At 62.5% G+C, this 17,470-nt stretch carries 18 protein-coding genes and 1 tRNA gene; 6 read left to right on the top strand and 13 right to left on the bottom strand.

Annotation, left to right across the window (positions count from 1 at the left end):
* Positions 1–11 precede the first annotated feature (11 nt).
* Together GTW23_RS14445 and pyrC are read right to left on the bottom strand one after the other, a co-directional pair.
* Complete coding sequence (locus tag GTW23_RS14445; protein ID WP_252916249.1) at positions 12–707, bottom strand: orotate phosphoribosyltransferase; 696 nt, start codon at positions 705–707, stop codon at positions 12–14.
* Positions 708–799: 92 nt separating this feature from the next.
* Positions 800–1,837, bottom strand: coding sequence for a dihydroorotase (pyrC, locus tag GTW23_RS14440; RefSeq protein ID WP_152010298.1), 1,038 nt, complete (start codon positions 1,835–1,837; stop codon positions 800–802).
* Positions 1,838–1,962: 125 nt separating this feature from the next.
* Between pyrC and GTW23_RS14435 the strand changes: the two genes are divergently transcribed.
* Positions 1,963–2,751 carry an SDR family oxidoreductase gene (locus GTW23_RS14435; protein WP_252916248.1) on the top strand — a complete coding sequence of 263 codons (789 nt, stop codon included), beginning with the start codon at positions 1,963–1,965 and terminating at the stop codon, positions 2,749–2,751.
* A gap of 39 nt (positions 2,752–2,790) precedes the next feature.
* Here GTW23_RS14435 and GTW23_RS14430 read toward each other — a convergent pair whose 3' ends face one another.
* Positions 2,791–3,645, bottom strand: coding sequence for a D-amino-acid transaminase (locus tag GTW23_RS14430; RefSeq protein WP_152010300.1), 855 nt, complete (start codon positions 3,643–3,645; stop codon positions 2,791–2,793).
* Positions 3,646–3,782: 137 nt separating this feature from the next.
* Here GTW23_RS14430 and GTW23_RS14425 point away from each other — a divergent pair, with 137 nt between their 5' ends.
* A complete protein-coding gene (locus GTW23_RS14425; protein WP_252916247.1) occupies positions 3,783–4,892 on the top strand; it encodes a DegT/DnrJ/EryC1/StrS family aminotransferase in 1,110 nt (369 codons plus the stop codon).
* Between the two features lie 122 nt (positions 4,893–5,014).
* On the opposite strand, the gene GTW23_RS14420 is transcribed toward GTW23_RS14425, so the two are convergent.
* Genes GTW23_RS14420 through rfbF form a run of 4 tightly spaced genes read right to left on the bottom strand, consistent with a single transcriptional unit; the run spans position 5,015 to position 8,665 of the window.
* Entirely contained in the window at positions 5,015–6,244 is a 1,230-nt protein-coding gene (locus GTW23_RS14420; RefSeq protein ID WP_252916330.1) for a class I SAM-dependent methyltransferase, read from the bottom strand.
* Positions 6,244–6,813, bottom strand: coding sequence for a dTDP-4-dehydrorhamnose 3,5-epimerase family protein (locus tag GTW23_RS14415; protein ID WP_324288367.1), 570 nt, complete (start codon positions 6,811–6,813; stop codon positions 6,244–6,246). The genes GTW23_RS14420 and GTW23_RS14415 overlap by 1 nt, the downstream gene beginning before the upstream one ends.
* The gene (rfbG, locus tag GTW23_RS14410) at positions 6,810–7,910 is read right to left on the bottom strand and encodes a CDP-glucose 4,6-dehydratase (RefSeq protein WP_252916246.1); all 1,101 of its coding nucleotides are present in this window, start codon (positions 7,908–7,910) and stop codon (positions 6,810–6,812) included. Before rfbG ends, GTW23_RS14415 begins: the two co-directional genes overlap by 4 nt.
* The gene (gene rfbF / locus GTW23_RS14405; protein ID WP_152010303.1) at positions 7,895–8,665 is read right to left on the bottom strand and encodes a glucose-1-phosphate cytidylyltransferase; all 771 of its coding nucleotides are present in this window, start codon (positions 8,663–8,665) and stop codon (positions 7,895–7,897) included. The genes rfbG and rfbF overlap by 16 nt, the downstream gene beginning before the upstream one ends.
* A gap of 328 nt (positions 8,666–8,993) precedes the next feature.
* Between rfbF and GTW23_RS14400 the strand changes: the two genes are divergently transcribed.
* Entirely contained in the window at positions 8,994–10,583 is a 1,590-nt protein-coding gene (locus GTW23_RS14400) for a helicase HerA-like C-terminal domain-containing protein (RefSeq protein WP_152011635.1), read from the top strand.
* Here GTW23_RS14400 and GTW23_RS14395 read toward each other — a convergent pair.
* From GTW23_RS14395 to GTW23_RS14385, 3 genes are all read right to left on the bottom strand, one after another.
* The gene (locus GTW23_RS14395; protein WP_152010304.1) at positions 10,567–11,259 is read right to left on the bottom strand and encodes a M23 family metallopeptidase; all 693 of its coding nucleotides are present in this window, start codon (positions 11,257–11,259) and stop codon (positions 10,567–10,569) included. The genes GTW23_RS14400 and GTW23_RS14395 overlap by 17 nt on opposite strands.
* Positions 11,260–11,452: 193 nt before the next feature.
* Positions 11,453–12,223 carry a L,D-transpeptidase gene (locus tag GTW23_RS14390; protein ID WP_152010305.1) on the bottom strand — a complete coding sequence of 257 codons (771 nt, stop codon included), beginning with the start codon at positions 12,221–12,223 and terminating at the stop codon, positions 11,453–11,455.
* Between the two features lie 211 nt (positions 12,224–12,434).
* The gene (locus GTW23_RS14385) at positions 12,435–13,088 is read right to left on the bottom strand and encodes a haloacid dehalogenase type II (RefSeq protein ID WP_152010306.1); all 654 of its coding nucleotides are present in this window, start codon (positions 13,086–13,088) and stop codon (positions 12,435–12,437) included.
* Between the two features lie 237 nt (positions 13,089–13,325).
* Between GTW23_RS14385 and GTW23_RS14380 the strand changes: the two genes are divergently transcribed.
* A complete protein-coding gene (locus GTW23_RS14380) occupies positions 13,326–14,192 on the top strand; it encodes a branched-chain amino acid aminotransferase (protein WP_252916245.1) in 867 nt (288 codons plus the stop codon).
* Between the two features lie 31 nt (positions 14,193–14,223).
* A complete protein-coding gene (locus GTW23_RS14375; protein WP_252916244.1) occupies positions 14,224–14,607 on the top strand; it encodes a RidA family protein in 384 nt (127 codons plus the stop codon).
* Between the two features lie 12 nt (positions 14,608–14,619).
* Here GTW23_RS14375 and denD read toward each other — a convergent pair whose 3' ends face one another.
* Positions 14,620–15,609: a D-erythronate dehydrogenase gene (gene denD / locus GTW23_RS14370; RefSeq protein ID WP_252916243.1), complete on the bottom strand. Its 990-nt coding sequence runs from the start codon at positions 15,607–15,609 to the stop codon at positions 14,620–14,622.
* 224 nt (positions 15,610–15,833) lie between these two features.
* Between denD and GTW23_RS14365 the strand changes: the two genes are divergently transcribed.
* On the top strand, positions 15,834–16,718 hold the full coding sequence (locus GTW23_RS14365) for a DMT family transporter (protein ID WP_252916242.1): 885 nt from the start codon (positions 15,834–15,836) through the stop codon (positions 16,716–16,718).
* 46 nt (positions 16,719–16,764) lie between these two features.
* On the opposite strand, the gene GTW23_RS14360 is transcribed toward GTW23_RS14365, so the two are convergent.
* Together GTW23_RS14360 and GTW23_RS14355 are read right to left on the bottom strand one after the other, a co-directional pair.
* Positions 16,765–16,840: transfer RNA gene (locus GTW23_RS14360), tRNA-Thr, on the bottom strand.
* Positions 16,841–17,017: 177 nt separating this feature from the next.
* Complete coding sequence (locus tag GTW23_RS14355) at positions 17,018–17,392, bottom strand: DUF805 domain-containing protein (protein WP_152010310.1); 375 nt, start codon at positions 17,390–17,392, stop codon at positions 17,018–17,020.
* Between the last annotated feature and the right edge of the window lie 78 nt (positions 17,393–17,470).

Genomic DNA, 17,470 nt, shown 5'->3' with positions numbered 1-17,470 from the left:
GTTGCCTTGCCTTATGCCGGAAGTTCGGAGACGCCGCCATGCTGCGCCGACCATTCAAGCGGCGCATCGAGGAAGGCCTCGACAGAGGCGAGCGTTGCCGGATCGAAGGCTTTCTGCCTTGTCGCTGCAGCCAGCACGTCGCGCCAGGTGGCGAGATAGTGCAGCTCGACATTGCCGTTGGCGAAACGCTTTCCGGCCTCTTCAAAGATGCCGTAGTAAAACAGCGCAATGCCGTGATCGACCGTGCAGCCCGCCGCGCGAATGGCGTCGATGAAGGTGAACATCGATCCGCCGGCGGTGGTCAGATCCTCGATCACCAGCACCCGCGACCCTTCGGGCAGTTCGCCCTCGATCTGGGCGTTGCGGCCATGGCCCTTGGGCTTCTTGCGTACATAAATCATCGGCAGGCCGAGCCGTTCGGCGAGAAAGGCGGCGAAGGGGATGCCTGCGGTCTCACCGCCGGCCACACAGTCAAACTGCTCGAAGCCGGCTTCCGACAGGATCGTGGCGGCGGCGAAGTCCATCACCGCGGAGCGGATGCGCGGATAGGAAATGAGCTTGCGGCAATCGATGTAGACCGGGCTCATCAGCCCCGAGGCAAACTTGTAGGGCTCGGTGGCGTTGAAATGCACCGCCTTGATTTCCAGAAGCTGGCTGGCAACAAGTTCGGCGATCTTCGCCTTGTCGGGAAACGTGTTGGAAAACATCGGCGTTGCCTCCAGGGTCGGGCCCGGACACCAGGTCCGGCGAGGGTTTCGGGGATCCGAATACCAGTTCGGACCACGCGGTTAAAGTGCGCTCAGGCAACTTCCCAGTGGATGGGCACAAGCGGGTCGAACACCGTCACTGGCCCGTCACCGGTCTCGATCCTGTCGGGCCAATTCACCGGCTGGTCGCGCCGGACCAGTGTCACGGTCTCGCTGTTGACCGGCAGTCCGTACCACGCCGGGCCGTTAAGGCTCGCGAATCCGGCAAGCCTGTCGAGCGCCTTGTCTTCCTCGAAAACGTGGGCGAGGCACGACAGGGTGTTGATCGAGGTGAAGATGCCGGCGCAACCGCAGGCGCATTCCTTCAAGGGATCGACATGGGGTGCGGAATCGGTGCCGAGAAAGAAACGCCTGTCACCGGAAGTCGCAGCCTTGCGAAGCGCCAGCCGGTGGCTCTCGCGCTTGGCGACAGGCAGGCAATAGTAATGCGGCTTGATACCGCCTGCGAGGATGGCGTTGCGGTTGATCATCAGGTGATGCGTGGTGATGCTGCCAGCGAGGTTGGCGTCCGAACCCATGACATAGTCGATGCCGTTGGATGTGGTGATGTGCTCAAGCGTGATCTTGAGCCCGGGCAGGTTTCGGCGCAGCGGATCGAGCACGGTTTCGATGAAGACAGCTTCCCGGTCGAAGATATCGACCGCAGGATCGGTGACCTCGCCGTGAATGCACAGCGGCATGCCGATCTCGGCCATCTTCTCGAGCACGGGCATGACCTTGGCAAGGTCGCGGACACCGGAGTGGGAATTGGTGGTGGCACCCGCGGGATAAAGCTTCACCGCCGTCACCAGCCCCGAGGCATGGGCGCTTGCGACATCCGCCGGATCGGTGCCTTCGGTCAGATAAAGCGTCATCAAGGGCGTGAAATCGAGTCCTGAGGGCAAGGCCGCCATGATGCGGTCGCGATAGGCTTCTGCATCCGCACTGGTGACCACCGGGGGCACAAGGTTGGGCATGATGATGGCGCGGGCGAAATGCCGGGCGCTGAAGGGCAGAATGCCTTCGAGCATGGCGCCGTCGCGCAAGTGCAGGTGCCAGTCATCAGGCTTCGGAATGGTAATCTCGACCACGCTGGGGTTCTCCCTGGATTAGCTTGCCCTATCTGCCCGGCTCTGCCGGGGTTGACCTTTTCGGCCTCGGGCGGCAACTGATAGGCATGCCTTTAGCAGGCAACAGGCAAACAGGGAAAGACTTCATGGATCTGGGATTGACAGGAAAACGTGCTCTTGTGCTGGCGTCATCGCGCGGACTGGGCCTTGGCATCGCGGAAGCCATTGCCGCCGAGGGCGCTGATGTGCTGATCACCGGACGCGATGGCGCGCGTCTGCAAGCGGCGGTCGAGGCGATCAATGCGCGCGGCGCGGGCACCGCACGGTTCGTGGTGAGTGACCTTACCGACAAGGCCACGCCGGCGCTGCTTGAGGAAACCGTCAAGCGCGAGTTTGGCGGCCTGGATATCCTGGTCAACAACACCGGCGGCCCGCCTCCCGGCCTGATGAGCGAGGCCGACCTGTCGGTTGTCCACCGCCAGTTCGAGATCATGGTGATGAGCGTGATGGACATTACCGCACGCTTCCTGCCCGGAATGCGGGCGCAGGTCTGGGGCCGGGTGTTGACCGTGGCCTCCTCGGGCGTCATTCAGCCGATTCCCAATCTGGGACTGTCCAACGCGCTGCGCTCGACGCTCGTCGGCTGGTCGAAATCAATGGCCAACGAAACCGCGGCTGACGGCATCACCTTCAACATGCTGCTTCCTGGCCGCATCGATACCGAACGGCTGAAGGAGCTCGATGCCGCCAACGCCAAGCGGTCGGGCAAGGATGTGGCTGAGGTTGCCAAGGCGGCCCAGGGCCAGATCCCGGTCGGCCGTTACGGCGAGGTCGAAGAATTCGCCAATACGGCCGCATTCATCGTCAGCGCGCGGGCGAGCTACGTCAACGGATCGATGATCCGCTGCGACGGCGGCGCTATCAAATCTGTCTGAGATTAAATGCGAGCCGGGTCCCTGCGGCCCGGCTCGACATTACAGAGCGCGCTTGAGGCTTTCCTCGATATAGGTCTTGCGCAGGCCGAGCGTGACCGGACCGGGCTTACCGCCCGACAGCTCTACGCCGTCGATCGAGATCACCGGTCCGACAAAGACGGAGGCAGAGGTGATGAAGGCTTCCGCGGCGTTCTTCGCTTCCTCGATGGTGAATTCGCGCTCCTCGACCTTGGTGCCATTGGCTTCCGAATAGACCATCAGGGCTGCGCGGGTAATGCCGGGCAGGATCGAGTGCGACAACGGCCTCGTAACGATGGTGCCGTCCTTGGTGACGATGAAGGCATTGTTGGAGGTGCCTTCGGTGACCACGCCATCGCGCACCATCCAGGCATCATCGGCGCCGCGCGCCTTGGCTTCCATCTTGCCAAGCGAGGGGTAGAGCAACTGCACCGTCTTGATGTCGCAACGGCCCCAGCGCAGGTCCGGTATCGAGACGACCTTCATGCCGTTCTTCGCCACCGCCGTATCGATCAGCGGACGGCTCTGGGTAAACAGCACCAGCGTTGGCGTAAGCTTTTCGGTATCGAAGAGGAAATCCCGGTCGATGGCGCCTCGGGTCATCTGCAGATAGACCACGCCTTCCTCGACCTGGTTGCGGCTGACCAGTTCGCGGTGGATTGCCAGCAACTCATCGTCATTTACGCTAAAGCGCATGCCGAGTTCGCCGGCGGAACGGTGCAGCCGCGCGATGTGGGCCGGAAAATCGATCAGCTTGCCGCCCAGCACCGAAGCGACTTCGTAGATACCATCGCCGAACAGGAAGCCCCGGTCGAAGACCGAGATCTTGGCTTCGTTTTCCGGCACATAGCTTCCATTGACATAGACGGTGCGCATGGCGGTCCCCTTGTTGCTCGCTTCCACCTCATGCCAAATTTGGCTGGCGCCGCCAACAGCTATTTTGGCGCGCGGCGCAATCTCCACGCAGGGTCGGAGCGCTAGACAGAGGCGGACCGACCGCTGGAAAAGCTTCCATGACAGCACGCATTGCCTATACCAAACCATCCATCACGGAGCTGGAAGTCAGCTACGCCACAGACGCCGCCCGAAACGGCTGGGGCGCACAGTGCTACGACTATCTCAACCGGCTGGAACGCGACTTCGCGGCCCATCTTGGCGTCAGGCACACGATCGCGACGTCAAGCTGCACCGGGGCCCTGCATCTCGGACTGGCGGCGCTGGGCATCGGGCCCGGCGACGAGGTGATCATGGCGGACACCAACTGGATCGCCTCGGTGGCGCCCGTCGTCCATCTCGGCGCCACACCTGTTTTCGTCGACATTCTGGCAGACACATGGTGCGCCGACCCGGCGCAAGTGGAGGCGGCGATCACACCCAGGACCAAGGCGATCATGGCGGTCCATCTCTACGGCTCGATGTGCGACATGAACCGGCTTCTAGATGTCGGAGAGCGCCACGGCATCGCCATTGTCGAGGACGCAGCCGAGGCGATCGGCTCCGCCTGGGGCGAAAAGCGCGCCGGGTCGATGGGCGCCTTCGGCACGTTCTCGTTTCACGGAACCAAGACGATGACCACCGGCGAAGGCGGCATGTTCGTCACCAACGACACGGCGCTTTTCGAGAAAGTGAATACGCTTTCCAACCATGGCCGCGACGCAAGTGAGCCGCGCCAGTTCTTCCCGCTGATGACCGGATACAAGTTCAAGATGTCAAACATTGCCGCGGCCATTGGTTGCGCGCAGATGGAACGTATCGACGAGTTGATCGACGGCAAGCGGCGGATCATGGCGCACTACCGCGAGCTGTTGGCAGGGGTGAACGGCATTTCTCTGAATGTGGAACCCGCCGGCGTCACCAATGGCTACTGGATGCCGACGGTGGTGTTTGATCGCGATACCGGGGTCAGCCGCGAGCAGCTGATCGAGGCCTTCAAGCAGGCCGATATCGATGCGCGGGTGTTCTTCTGGCCGCTGTCCGAACTGCCGATGTTCGAAGCCAGGCCCGGCAGCACGAATGCCCGCGACATTGCCGCCCGCGCCATCAACCTGCCGAGCTATCACGACATGGATGAAGCGGCACAGGCGCGCGTTGCCGACGTGATCAAGGGTGCGCTCAAGGCGTGATGAGATACGCCTTTGGCATCATTCCTGACCAGGTGTCTGGTCCAGTCAGCCGACGGACTTGCCTGTAAGCGCTGTCGCAACCTTGGCCTTTTTCTCGGTCAGCTCAACCTCGACCTTGGCCGCTAGCTTCTTATCGCCAGCTTCGGAATCGCGGTCACGAACTGTCCACCCCAGTCGCTGATAAAGGTAAGCTGGGTCCTGATTTCTGTCTCTATGTTCCATGGCAGAATTACCACCCTGTCTGGTTGGTCGGAGATGAGCCGATCTTCCCCGACAATCGGAATGTGCGAGCCGGGCATGAAGCGCCCCTGCTTGGCCGGATTCCGGTCGACGACGAAGGCGATGTCGCCGGCATCGACACCGGCGAAATTGAGAAGCGTGTTGCCCTTGGCGGCAGCACCGTAAGCTGCAACTTTCAAACCGGCTGCGCGGGCTTCGGCGAGAAAACCGCGGAAACCGTCCCGCGCCGCTTCCGCCGTTGCCTGGAAGCCGGAATAGAAATCGCGGCTGTCCATTCCGGCGCGGCGTTCGGTGTCGAGCATGGCTTCGACCGCCGGCGTCACCTGATGGGCGGCGTGATCGCTGCGACAGGCAAAGACCCGGAGACTGCCACCGTGGTGCGGGGTGGTTTCGACATCGAAGACCGTCAGGCCGTTGGCCTTGAAGATGCGGGAGACGGCGAGCAGCGACAGGTAGGAGTAGTGCTCGTGATAGGCCGTGTCGAACTGGTTGCCGCGGACCATTTCGTAGAGATGCGGGAACTCGAAGGTCGCGACACCCTCAGCCTTGAGAAGCGTTGCGAAGCCGCCGACGAAATCGTTGATATCGGGTACGTGGGCAAGCACGTTGTTGGCGGCGATGAGATCGGCCTGCCGCCCCTCGGCTGCAAGGCTGTCCGCCAGTTCCCGTCCGAAGAATTCCTCGACGATCTCGATGCCCCTGGCGCGCGCGGCTTCGGCGGTGCTGCGGGTCGGCTCGATGCCGTAGCAGGGAATGCCGAATTCGCGCGCATATTGCAGCAGGTAGCCATCATTGGCGGCGACCTCGGCGACGAGACTGCCGGGGCCAAGAGCGAAACGGTCGCGCATCGAGGCGACATAGGTCCTGGCGTGCTCGAGCCAGGTTTTGGAGAAAGAGGAGAAATAGGCGTAGTCCCCGGAGAAGAACTCCTCCCGGTCGGCGAAATCCTCGGTCTGGGTCAGCCAGCATTCCGTGCAGGTACGGATGACAAGCGGATACCGCTTCTCCGGCCGGGACACGCCTGCCTCATCGAGATAGGAGTTGGAGGGCGGTGCTTCGCCAAGATCGAGAAACGGAATGAAATCGGTGTCACCGCAATGCCTGCAACGCATCATGAGAATTGCCCCGCTGCGGCGATCACCGGATGGGCGGCATCACGCGCCGAAAGACCTGTAACCGGCAGCGGCCAGGCAATGCCGAGCGCAGGGTCGTCATGACGCAGGCCGGTTTCGTGTTGCTGGTTGTAGGCGACAGAATGGATATAGATCAGCTCCACATCATCGGTCAGCGCCTGGAACCCGTGGGCGAAGCCTTCCGGGATCAGGATGGCGGTGCCGGCGTCCGCTGAAAGCTCGACGCCAACATGCGCGTGACGGGAGGGGCTGTCCCGACGGATGTCGACGGCGACATCGTGGACGGCGCCGCGAATGCAGACGACCAGCTTGGCCTCGGCATGCGGCGGTCTCTGGTAGTGCATCCCGCGCAATGTTCCGGCCCTGGAGGTGCGGCTGTGGTTGATCTGCGCCACAGGGCCGGGCCAGCCGATTTCCGCAAGAGCCTCAGCGCAGAAGATGCGGGTAAAGACGCCACGCTCGTCGACAAAGGGTTTGCGCTGCACCAGCACCGGCCCGTTTTCGCAATCGGGCATCAAGGGGGTCAGCGTGAACGGGGACGCACTCACCGGATGCACGCCATCGCCGCGCGCCGGACGTCCTCGAGATAGGCGCAGCAATCGGCCTCGCACAATTCCCGCGCCGGGCGGCCGGACAGGAAATCCCGGTACCAGCCGGCGGTTCGGGTTACGGTCCTGTCGAGGTCCCAGAGACCACGAATGCCAAGGCCGGTTTCTGCCAAGGTAGGATCGAGATCAAGCTTGTGTGCTTCCGCCGGCCCTTCAGGGGTGTCTGCGAAATCGGTTCGCACCTCACCAAACTCGCGTGCCGCCAGCGACAGTACGGTGCGGACCGAAGCGCTCTCCGCGCGTGGGCCAAAATTGTAAGCCGGAGCCGACGCATCTGCCGAGGCCAGGCTTTCGGCAAGCACCAGATAGCCGCGCAGTGGTTCGAGCACATGCTGCCAGGGCCGCGTCGCCTCGGGTCGCCGGACCTTGAGCGTTTCGCCCGATGACCAGGCCCGGACGGCATCGGGGATCAGCCGATCCCCGGCCCAGTCTCCGCCGCCGATCACGTTGCCGGCCCGGGCGGTGGCGATGCTGCATCCCTCGTCGGCGAGCCGGCTGCGCCAGCCTTCGACCACCATTTCACAGGCCGCCTTGCTGGCGGAATAGGGATCATGTCCGCCAAGAGGATCGGTTTCGACGAAGGCGCGTCCGTCATTGACGTTGCGGTAGACCTTGTCGGTCGTGGTCACGACAACCGCCCGGACAGTCTTCACCTGCGCCAGGGCCTGCAGCAGATTGTTGGTCCCTTCGACATTGGTGGCGAAGGTTCCGTGCGGATCGCTGTACCCGCGCCGCACAAGGGACTGGGCGGCAAGATGGAAGACGATCTCGGGCCGCGCCCGCCTGACAAGACCCTCAAGATCATCTGCATTGCGGATATCGATGGTCTCGCTTGCCAGCCGTTCGGGCGCATGCAACTCAGCGAACAATGATCGTGGCTGCTCCGGCGCCAGCGAGCAGCCGGTTACCCGCGCACCCATGGCTTCCAGCCAGAACAGCAGCCAGGCACCCTTGAACCCGGTGTGACCGGTAAGAAGCACCTTGCGCCCGCGCCAGAAGTCACGGCTGGGAAGTCCCTCGATCACCAGCTTCTCCAAGGCGCGCTCCCTTCGGTCCAGAGCGCCTCGAGCATGGTCTTGTCGCGCAGCGTATCCATCGGCTGCCAGAAGCCGCGGTGGAAGAAGGCCCGCAATTCGTTCTCGTCCGCCAAAGCGGACAACGGCTCGCCCTCGAAGCTGGTGCGGTCACCCTCGATACGCTCAAGTACCGGGTTGGAAAGAACAAAGAAGCCGCCATTGATGAAGCCGCCTTCGCCTTCCGGCTTTTCGATGAAGCCCTGGACCTTGTCACCGTCGAGCTTGAGCGCGCCGAAGCGGGCGGGCGGGCGCACCGCTGTTACCGTGGCAAGCCGTCCATGGGATTTGTGAAACCTGATGGTGGCGGATATGTCGACATCCGAAAGCCCGTCGCCATAGGTGAAGCAGAAACTGTCCTCGCCTTCGAGATAGGGGGCCACCCGTTTCAGGCGTCCGCCAGTGAGGGTGTTTTCGCCGGTATCGACCAGTGTCACCCGCCAGTCCTCGGCGCTCTGCCGGTGAAAATGGACGGTGTTGTCGGACATGTCGAAGGACATGTCCGACATGTGCAGCGCGTAGTTGGCGAAGTATTCCTTGATCACATAGCCGCGGAAGCCACAGCAGATGATGAAATCGCGCAGACCGTGGGTGTGGTAAAGCTTCATGATGTGCCAGAGAATCGGCCTGCCACCGATCTCCACCATGGGCTTGGGCCGCAGATGGGTTTCTTCCGAGAGCCGCGAGCCCAGACCTCCGGCCAGAATGACAACCTTCATGAAACCGCTCCCGGATCGGAGCTGCAATGACGCAAGCCATCCGCTGGCCCGCCGGGCCGGCAGATGGATACAGGCCTCGTTGTCGCCCCATGGTTCATGGTGCCCGTCGTTCCCCTGACAATCAGCTACCCGAACCTAGAGAGACAAGCTTTCCCGAGGCTGGCGCGGATCCCGATCATTCGGAGGATGCCGGTTCATTCAGCCTCGCTGATCAACCGGGGCGAGAAGCATTGTTCATCAGTGCGGGCTTGCCTATAAGTGGTCGAGATGCTTGCGCGCGGCGCATGCGAAAGCCCAACCGCCGCTCGCGGCGCAGCACGAGGACGATATGCTCGAAGAAGGCAAGCTTTACGTCGGCACCAGCCGCAACCCCGACGACAGCATCAACAAGGGCGAATATCTCGATCTGAAATACGCCAACCGCCACGGCCTCGTCACCGGCGCGACCGGCACCGGCAAGACCGTGACGCTGCAGATTTTGGCCGAGAGCTTTTCCAATGCCGGCGTTCCGGTGTTCTGCGCAGACGTCAAGGGTGACCTTTCGGGCATTGCCGCAATTGGCGAGTACAAGGACTTTCTTGAAAAGCGGGCCAAGACGATCGGGCTCGATCCCTACGAGTTTCAGGAATTTCCGGTCATCTTCTGGGACCTGTTCGGCGAGAAGGGCCACCGCGTCCGCACCACGATCTCGGAAATGGGGCCGCTGCTCCTGGCGCGGCTGATGGATATGTCCGACGCCCAGGAAGGCGTGCTCAACATCGCCTTCAAGCTGGCCGACGAGAATGGGCTGCCCCTGCTCGACCTGAAGGACCTGCGCGCGCTGCTCAACTACATGGCGGGCGAGACCGAAAGCCTTTCGGCCATGTATGGCAACATCACCAAGCAGTCACTGGCCACGATCCAGCGCGGGCTGCTGGTGCTCGAGCAGCAGGGCGCCGAGCACTTCTTCGGCGAGCCGGCGCTCAAGATCTCCGACATCATGCGCACCACCAATGACGGACGCGGCGCAATCTCGGTGCTGGCAGCCGACAAGCTGATGATGAATCCACGACTCTACGGCACCTTCCTGTTGTGGCTTCTGTCGGAACTGTTCGAGGAGCTTCCAGAAGTCGGTGATCCCGACAGGCCACGGCTGGTGTTCTTCTTCGACGAGGCGCATCTGCTGTTTGACGAGGCGCCGAAGATCCTCATTGACCGGGTCGAGCAGGTGGTGCGGCTGATCCGCTCCAAGGGTGTCGGGGTCTATTTCGTCACCCAGAACCCACTTGATGTCCCCGAAACCGTACTTTCCCAGCTCGGAAACCGGGTCCAGCATGCGCTTCGCGCCTATACGCCGCGCGAGCAGAAAGCGGTGAAGGTTGCGGCCGAGACGTTCCGGCCCAATCCCGCCTTCGACTGCTTCGAGGCGATCACGCAACTGGGTGTCGGTGAAGCGCTGGTTTCGACACTGGGTGCCAAGGGCGTACCCTCAATGGTCGAACGGACACTCATCCGGCCGCCTGCGTCGCGGCTCGGTCCGATCACCGAACCGGAACGCCAGAAGGTGATGGCCGTCAGCCCGGTTGCCGGACAATATGATACCGATCTTGACCGCGACAGCGCCTTCGAGATGCTGGCGCGCCGCGCAGAGGAGGCCGCGAAGGCCGAGGAAGAGGAGCGCCGCCGCGAGGAGGAGAAGGATCAGGAACGGCCCGAAAGCCGGCGCTGGACCCTGCCCGGCTATGGCGACGAGGATGACGAGGACGATCGCGGCCGGAGCAAGTCCTCCCGGCGCAAGAGGTCGAGCCGCTCGCGTCCGGGCTACCAGCGCCAGACCGTGACCGAAACGGTGATCAAGTCGGTTGCGCGATCGGCCGCGACATCGCTTGGCCGCGCCTTGGTGCGGGGCATCCTGGGGTCCCTCAAGAAGGGCTTTTGACCAGGCTCGCCAAGCCTTTCCGGTTATCCTGGGCCGCATCCGGCGACCTGTTGGCGCCGGAACGGCAAGGGACGGGATAGGTGGTCCGGAACCCGTCCGGCTCTGTCGTCGCGGCAGGATCAAAGCAACTGACCTGCCCGACGCCACCCACCCAGATCCTTTGCGGATCTATCGCCCTGGTGACGTTCGGCCGGACTTCGCGATGCACCTCGAAGTGCAGGTGCGGAATGCCGCCAGCGAGTGCGCCGGTGTTTCCAAGGGTGGCTATCATCTCGCCCCGCTCGACCCTGTCGCCCTTTGACACTTTCCGGCTGTTGAGATGCTTGTATACCGTGATGTCTCTCAACCCGTCAGGGCCGGGTCCGTGATCTATGGTCACCCGGTTGCCATAGGCGGGCTCAAAATAGGAGCCTGTCACCTGACCACCCGCGGCAGCGAGCACCGGGGTGCCGATCCTGTCGACGATATCGATTCCCAGATGACCAGACCCATCCGGATCCCGGTAGAACTGCTGCGAAATCGACGGCGCACTCTGCGGCATGATTACCGGGATCTTTGCATTGTGGTCAGGCAGGTATGACGTCGCCCAGCCGGACTCCTGGGGCACGCACCCCGCGGACAGGAGAAGACTGGACAAGGCCGCGGTCGCGGCAAGCATGCGAGGCGTCTGAGGCATTCCCGTATCCCGGAAGTCGATGCCGGTATCACACCCGGCTGCAAGACCAATCTGGGTTCGAGATAGCACGAGCGGGCAAATCTGCTCAATAGTCAGGACGTTGCAATCCGGGAACGTCCGACACAGAGGAAGCTTGAGGCATGAAAAGAGGCGCCCGATGCGGCTTCCGGAGCCACATCGGGCGGGGAAGGCTTCAGATCACCAGGATCGGAGTCCGCGTCGGCACCCGGTCGTAGAGGTCGCAGATATCCTGATTGAGCAACCGCACGCAGCCTGACGACACGGCCTTGCCGATCGACTTGTATTCGGGACTGCCATGGAGGCGGTAGAGCGTGTCTTCGCCGTTCTGGAAGATATAGAGCGCACGGGCCCCGAGCGGGTTGTCGAGGCCGGGCGCCATGCCTCCGTTTGCAGCCGAATAGGGCTCGAGCTCGGGCTGACGCGCGATCATTTCAGCAGGCGGCGTCCATTTCGGCCATTTCTGCTTCCACTGCACGACGGCACGGCCCGACCAGGCGAAGCCGTCCCGTCCGATGCCGACGCCGTAGCGCATGGCACGGCCGTTCTCGCGCACCAGGAACAGGAAGCGCTGGGACGTGTCAACGACGATCGTCCCGGGGCGTTCACCGGTGGGGTCGGCCACTTCCTGGCGCAGAAACGCCGGGTCGATTTCCTGATAGGGAATGGCCGGCAGCGGGAAAGGCTCATCAAGCTTGGGGCCGTACATGCTGTCATAATAGGACGAGCGGCCGACCAGTCCGGATCCGCGATTGTCGGGTACACGGTAGGTGGGCGAGGTGTCAGCCACAAATTGTTGCGTGGTCTGGGGGCCAGCGCATCCGGCCAGCGTGGCGGTTGCCGCCGTTCCGAGCGCCAGAAAGCTCCGCCTGGTCAGGTGCGATGTTGCACTTGCGCTTGCTGACACACCGGTCAAGTTCTGTCGTTCGTCATTCAATCCGGTCATGCCGCGGAAATCCTCAGGTCTCAAGAAATGGAAATCGTCGCCGACGTCCGTCCGGAGATTTCCCCGGCCCGACTCAACGCGCTGGGGCACATTTGAGTTCCGATTGTGACTTTCCCACGTCTGGCTTGTGGCGAACTTGCCACAGGCTCCGGATCCCCGCTGACATTTGCGTGAAGGGCTGGTGAATGGGGCCGTGCGCCCGCGCCGGGTTCTACTCGACGCCGTTGAGATCGGGCAGGATCAGCGAGGGCGAAAGGTCGCGATACTCGTCGGGCATCCTGGCCCGGTTGATCCAGACCGTACGAAAGCCGAACTTGGTTGCACCGGCAACATCCCAGCGGTTTGACGACTGGAAAGACACCGCGCCAGGATAGAGCCTGTAGGCCGTCGTGACCATGTCATAGACCGCCGGATCAGTCTTGAAGGTTTTGAGTTCGTCGACCGAAAAGACATCATCGATAACCGTGTCGAGAGCGGCGTTGCTGACGGCCGAATCGAGCATCTTCACCGATCCGTTGGACAGGATCGCAACCCTTGCGCCGGTGGCTTTCAGTGCCTTGAGCACGGCTGGAACTTCCGGATAGCAGTCGAGCCTGAAATAGGCCTCGAGCAATTGCAGCCTGAGGCTCTTGTCTGCGCTTGGCACGCGCTCGAAGGCATGGTCGAGTGCCTCTTCCGTCAACGCCCAGAAGTCGCGCCACTGGCCCATGAGCGCCCGGGTCCAGGAGTATTCCAGCTGCTTGGCCCGCCAGATCTCCGACAGCAGCTGCCCATCCGGTCCAACGGCATCCGCGTGACGGCGCACGGCGGAATGAACATCAAACAGGGTTCCATAGGCGTCAAAGACATAAGCGGCGTAGGCCATTTTACAATTCCTCTCGTACTGGGCGCACGATGCCCGTGTTGCAGTGCAACAGTCAAGCGCCATCCACCACACACCGGCCGTGCGGGACACGTCCAATTGTTTCCCGACCGGGCGGCCGGACGCAAGGATCGTGCGATTGGCTAAGCGCCAGCGGTTTGTCGCGGCGGGATGACTTGACGGCAGGGCCAGCGGCGGTCGAATGTCGGGTGACAGAGTACTTACCGGCAGGAGGACACCATGGCCGTCAACACCCAAGCCCGCACCAAGACCTGGACCTATGTCGATGGCGAGTGGCTCGAAGGCAATCCACCGCTGATCGGACCGGTCAGCCATGCCATGTGGCTCGGCTCGACGGTGTTTGACGGGGCGCGCTGGTTTGACGGGGTGGCTCCAGATCTCGATCTGCATTGTGCGCGGGTCAATCGCTCGGCCGATGCGCTGGGAATGCGGGCCACCATGGAAGCCGGCGAGATTGAGGCGTTGGCACGCGAAGGGCTGAAGAAGTTCGACGGCAAGACCGCCGTCTACATCAAGCCTATGTACTGGGCCGAGCATGGCGGATACATGTCGGTGCCGGCAGACCCGGACTCCACGCGGTTCTGCCTGTGCCTGTTTGAAAGCCCGATGATTGCCTCCTCCGGTTTTTCGGTAACCGTCTCGCCGTTCCGCCGCCCGACCTATGAAACCGCGCCGACCAACGCCAAGGCAGGCTGCCTCTATCCCAACAACGGCCGGGCGGTGATGGAAGCCAAGTCCCGCGGCTTCGACAACGCGCTGGTGCTCGACATGCTCGGCAATGTCGCCGAAACCGGGACATCCAACATCTTCATGGTCAAGGACGGGGTGGTGTTCACGCCAGCTCCGAACGGAACTTTCCTGACCGGTATCACCCGGTCCCGTGCCATCAGTCTGCTGCGTGAGTCCGGCACCGAAGTGGTGGAGAAATCGCTCTCCGTTGCCGATTTCATGGATGCCGACGAGATCTTCTCGACCGGTAACCACTCGAAGGTGGTTCCGGTGATCAAGATTGAGGACCGGGAACTGCAGGCCGGGCCGACAGGCCGCAAGACCCGCGAACTCTACATGGACTGGGCGCACGGCTGAGACGTCGGGGCGAGAGACAGGGTCGACCGAGATGAGCGAAAGACACAGATATTCCACCGGATCTCCGTTCGAAAAGGCCGCGGCCTATTCCCGTGCCGTGCGTCAGGGGCCGTTCGTGCACGTCTCCGGCACCACCGGCTATGACTATGAAGCCATGGAGATGCCGGCCAGCGTCGCTGACCAGGCGCGCAACTGCTTGACCACGATTGCCGCCTCGCTGGCGGCTCTCGAAGCCAGCATGAGCGACGTGGTGCGGGTAAGGTATTATATCACCAAACCCGAACATTTTGATCTTGTTGCGCCGGTCCTGGCGGAACATCTGAGCGGCATCGATCCTGCAGCGACAATGATCGTCTGCCAATTGATCCGACCGGAAATGCTGATCGAGATCGAGGTGACCGCCCAGGTCGAGTAACCGCCGACCGGGTCAGACCCGGATCTCGCCCGCCATCTCGTCCTCGATGTGAATGCGGATGATCTCATCGAACGAGGATTCGGCGCTGAACCCCAGCGCCAGCGCCCTGTCGGGGGCAAAGCCGCGCGGCCAGGCCGAGACGATGCGCATGATCTCGGGCGCAGGCTCACGGCGGATGAGCGCCACTGCCTTGTCTCCCGCAATGCGCCGCAGCGCCTCGATCTGGTCTGCCACCGTGGCCGATACTCCGGGCATGTTGAGCGCCCGGCGATGTCCGACCGGGCCCGTGTCCATCGTCGCGGCATGGATCAGGAAGCCGACAGCGGCGCGCGGGCTTGCATGCCAGTGCCGGACCGTATCGGGGACCGGGAGGACGGCCGGCTTGCCCGCCAGCGGTTCGCGCAAGATGCCCGAGAAGAATCCCGATGCAGCCGCGTTGGGCAGCCCGGGGCGGATGCAGATCGTCGGCAGGCGGATAGCCATCCCGTCAAAAAAGCCGCGGCGGGTGTAATCCTGCAGCAACAATTCGCCGATCACCTTCTGCGTGCCGTAGCTGGTCAGCGGCGCGGTCAGGAAGGTATCGTCGATCTCGTCGGGCACGGGAGCGCCAAAGGCCGCGACGGAAGACGAAAACACCACGCGCGGGCAATAGCCGTCCATTTCGGAGAGATGACGGATCGCATCAAAGAGGTGGCGGGTCCCATCGAGATTGATCCGGTAGCCCTTGTCGAAATCCAGTTCCGCCTCTCCCGAGACAATGGCCGCCAGATGAATGATCACATCGGGCCGGCCGGCGACCAGCTGGCGTGCGGCTCGGGGATCGGAGATATCGAGCGCAAGGCCTGCGGCCTCGCCTGAAAACCCTGCCGGAATTTCCGGCTTGACCACGTCCGCGAGTGTCAGCCTGGACACGTCGCGATCACCCAACCTGCCGGAGGCCACAACGGCACTCAGCAACTTGCGGCCGATCATCCCGGCTGCTCCGATCACCAGTAGATGCATTGTGCCGCCCTCCCGTTCCCCAATCCAATCGGGACGGTAAGGCGAGAAACCTCAAAGCGCAATTGACAAGGGTACATCGTGATGCGGCAACTTATCAAAAGCCCGAAATGCGCCGACCGGTGCCAGGGTGATTGTCGCCGCCGTCCGGTTGGCCTAAACCGGTATGTCCACAAGTGAGTCTTCGGCACAGGGTTCTCCGGCCGGAAACACGGAGAGCCCCGCGCATGTCCCAAACCTACCGGCCGGTCCAGGCTGCCCTCTGGATGTGCGGATCGATCAGTTCCTTCTCGGCCATGGCCGTGGCGGGCCGCTATGTCTCGGCTGTCCACTCGACCTTCGAGATCATGGCGTTCCGTTCTCTGGTAGGCCTCATCATCGTTCTGGGTCTGGCCAGCGCAAGCCGCCGGCTTGGCGAGGTCAGGCGTAACCGGCTGAAACAGCATTTCTTCCGGAACCTGTTCCACTTCACCGGACAGAACCTCTGGTTTTTTGCTCTCGCGTCAATCCCGCTGGCGCAGGTGTTCGCGCTCGAGTTCACGACACCCGTCTGGGTCATCCTGTTGAGCTTCGCGTTTCTGGGTGAAAGGCTGACCGGCTCCAAGATCATTGCCGCAGGCCTGGGCTTTCTGGGCATTCTCGTTGTTGCGCGGCCGGATTTCGGCTCGCTGGAGCCCGGTTTGATCACCGCGGCCATGTCGGCGATCTTCTTCGCAGCCACCATCATCATGACCAAGGCACTGACCCGTCACGAAAGCATTGTCTCGATCCTGTTCTGGCTGACCTTGTTTCAGCTGGGCTTCGGTTTTGTGGCGCTGGTGCTGCAGCCCTCGGTCACCTGGCCGACGCTCGCAACGCTGCCATGGCTGCTGGTGATCGGCGCCGCAGGCTTGCTGGCGCATTACTGCCTGACCACCGCGCTGTCGCTGGCGCCGGCAAGTTTCGTCATGCCGATAGACTTTGCCCGGCTGCCGCTGATCGTCATCATCGGCGCCATACTGTTCGGTGAAAGGGCCGACGTCTTCATCCTGCTCGGCGGAGGCATCATCATCCTGGCCAACTGGATCAACATCCGCGGCGGGAAGAGACAGGCGCGCCAGATCGCCGGCTGATGCACACACATGCTGCGGAGAAAGACGCTTTTACAAGATCGGGAAATGGTGCCGCTTACGTGACTCGAACACGTGACCCCGTCATTACGAATGACGTGCTCTACCAACTGAGCTAAAGCGGCAGGCCAGTTCATCGGCGGGTTCGGGGTTTTGGCTCCGCGCCCGCATGATGGAGCGCAAATACCGTGATTGCGGTGCAAATTCAAGTCAGCATGTAGATAGCGTTGCAGTTTTTGGGCATGCCAGCCACCGCAGGCTTTCGCCCGGACAGGGAGCCGACTTCCGCAGCTTTTGCCCGCCTACAGTCCGGTCTGGTCGCCGGCCAGCGGATCGGGGCCGTACTCGTTGCTGCCATCAGTGCCCTTCTGGACGAACCACCACAGCAGCACGAGAAAGCCGATCAGCGGGATCAGCCCCAAGAGCAACCACCAGGCCGAGCGGCCCGTGTCATGAAGCCGGCGCCCGCCTGCGCAGATCGAGGGGACGACGGTTGCCAGGCTGAAGATGGCGGATAACACGTTGGCATCCCCGAACAGGATGGTGTCGACCAGGCTCAGCACGCCATTGCCGATCAGCAGGAAGAGCGCGAACCACCAGTATTCGGAACGCCGGGCGCGGCCGGATATGGTGGCATATTTCTGGAAACAGGTCCTGACAGCGGTTTGGAAATCCATGACAGCGCTCCTTCGACTATCCCGACGCCCGGGATTTGAGAGCAAAGTGGTGCGGCTGTCCAGTCATTCGCAGTGTAA

The sequence above is a fragment of the Parahoeflea alexandrii genome (assembly GCF_024105735.1).
GTDB classification, from domain to species: domain Bacteria; phylum Pseudomonadota; class Alphaproteobacteria; order Rhizobiales; family Rhizobiaceae; genus Hoeflea; species Hoeflea alexandrii.
This window is presented reverse-complemented; position numbering and strand designations above follow the sequence as displayed.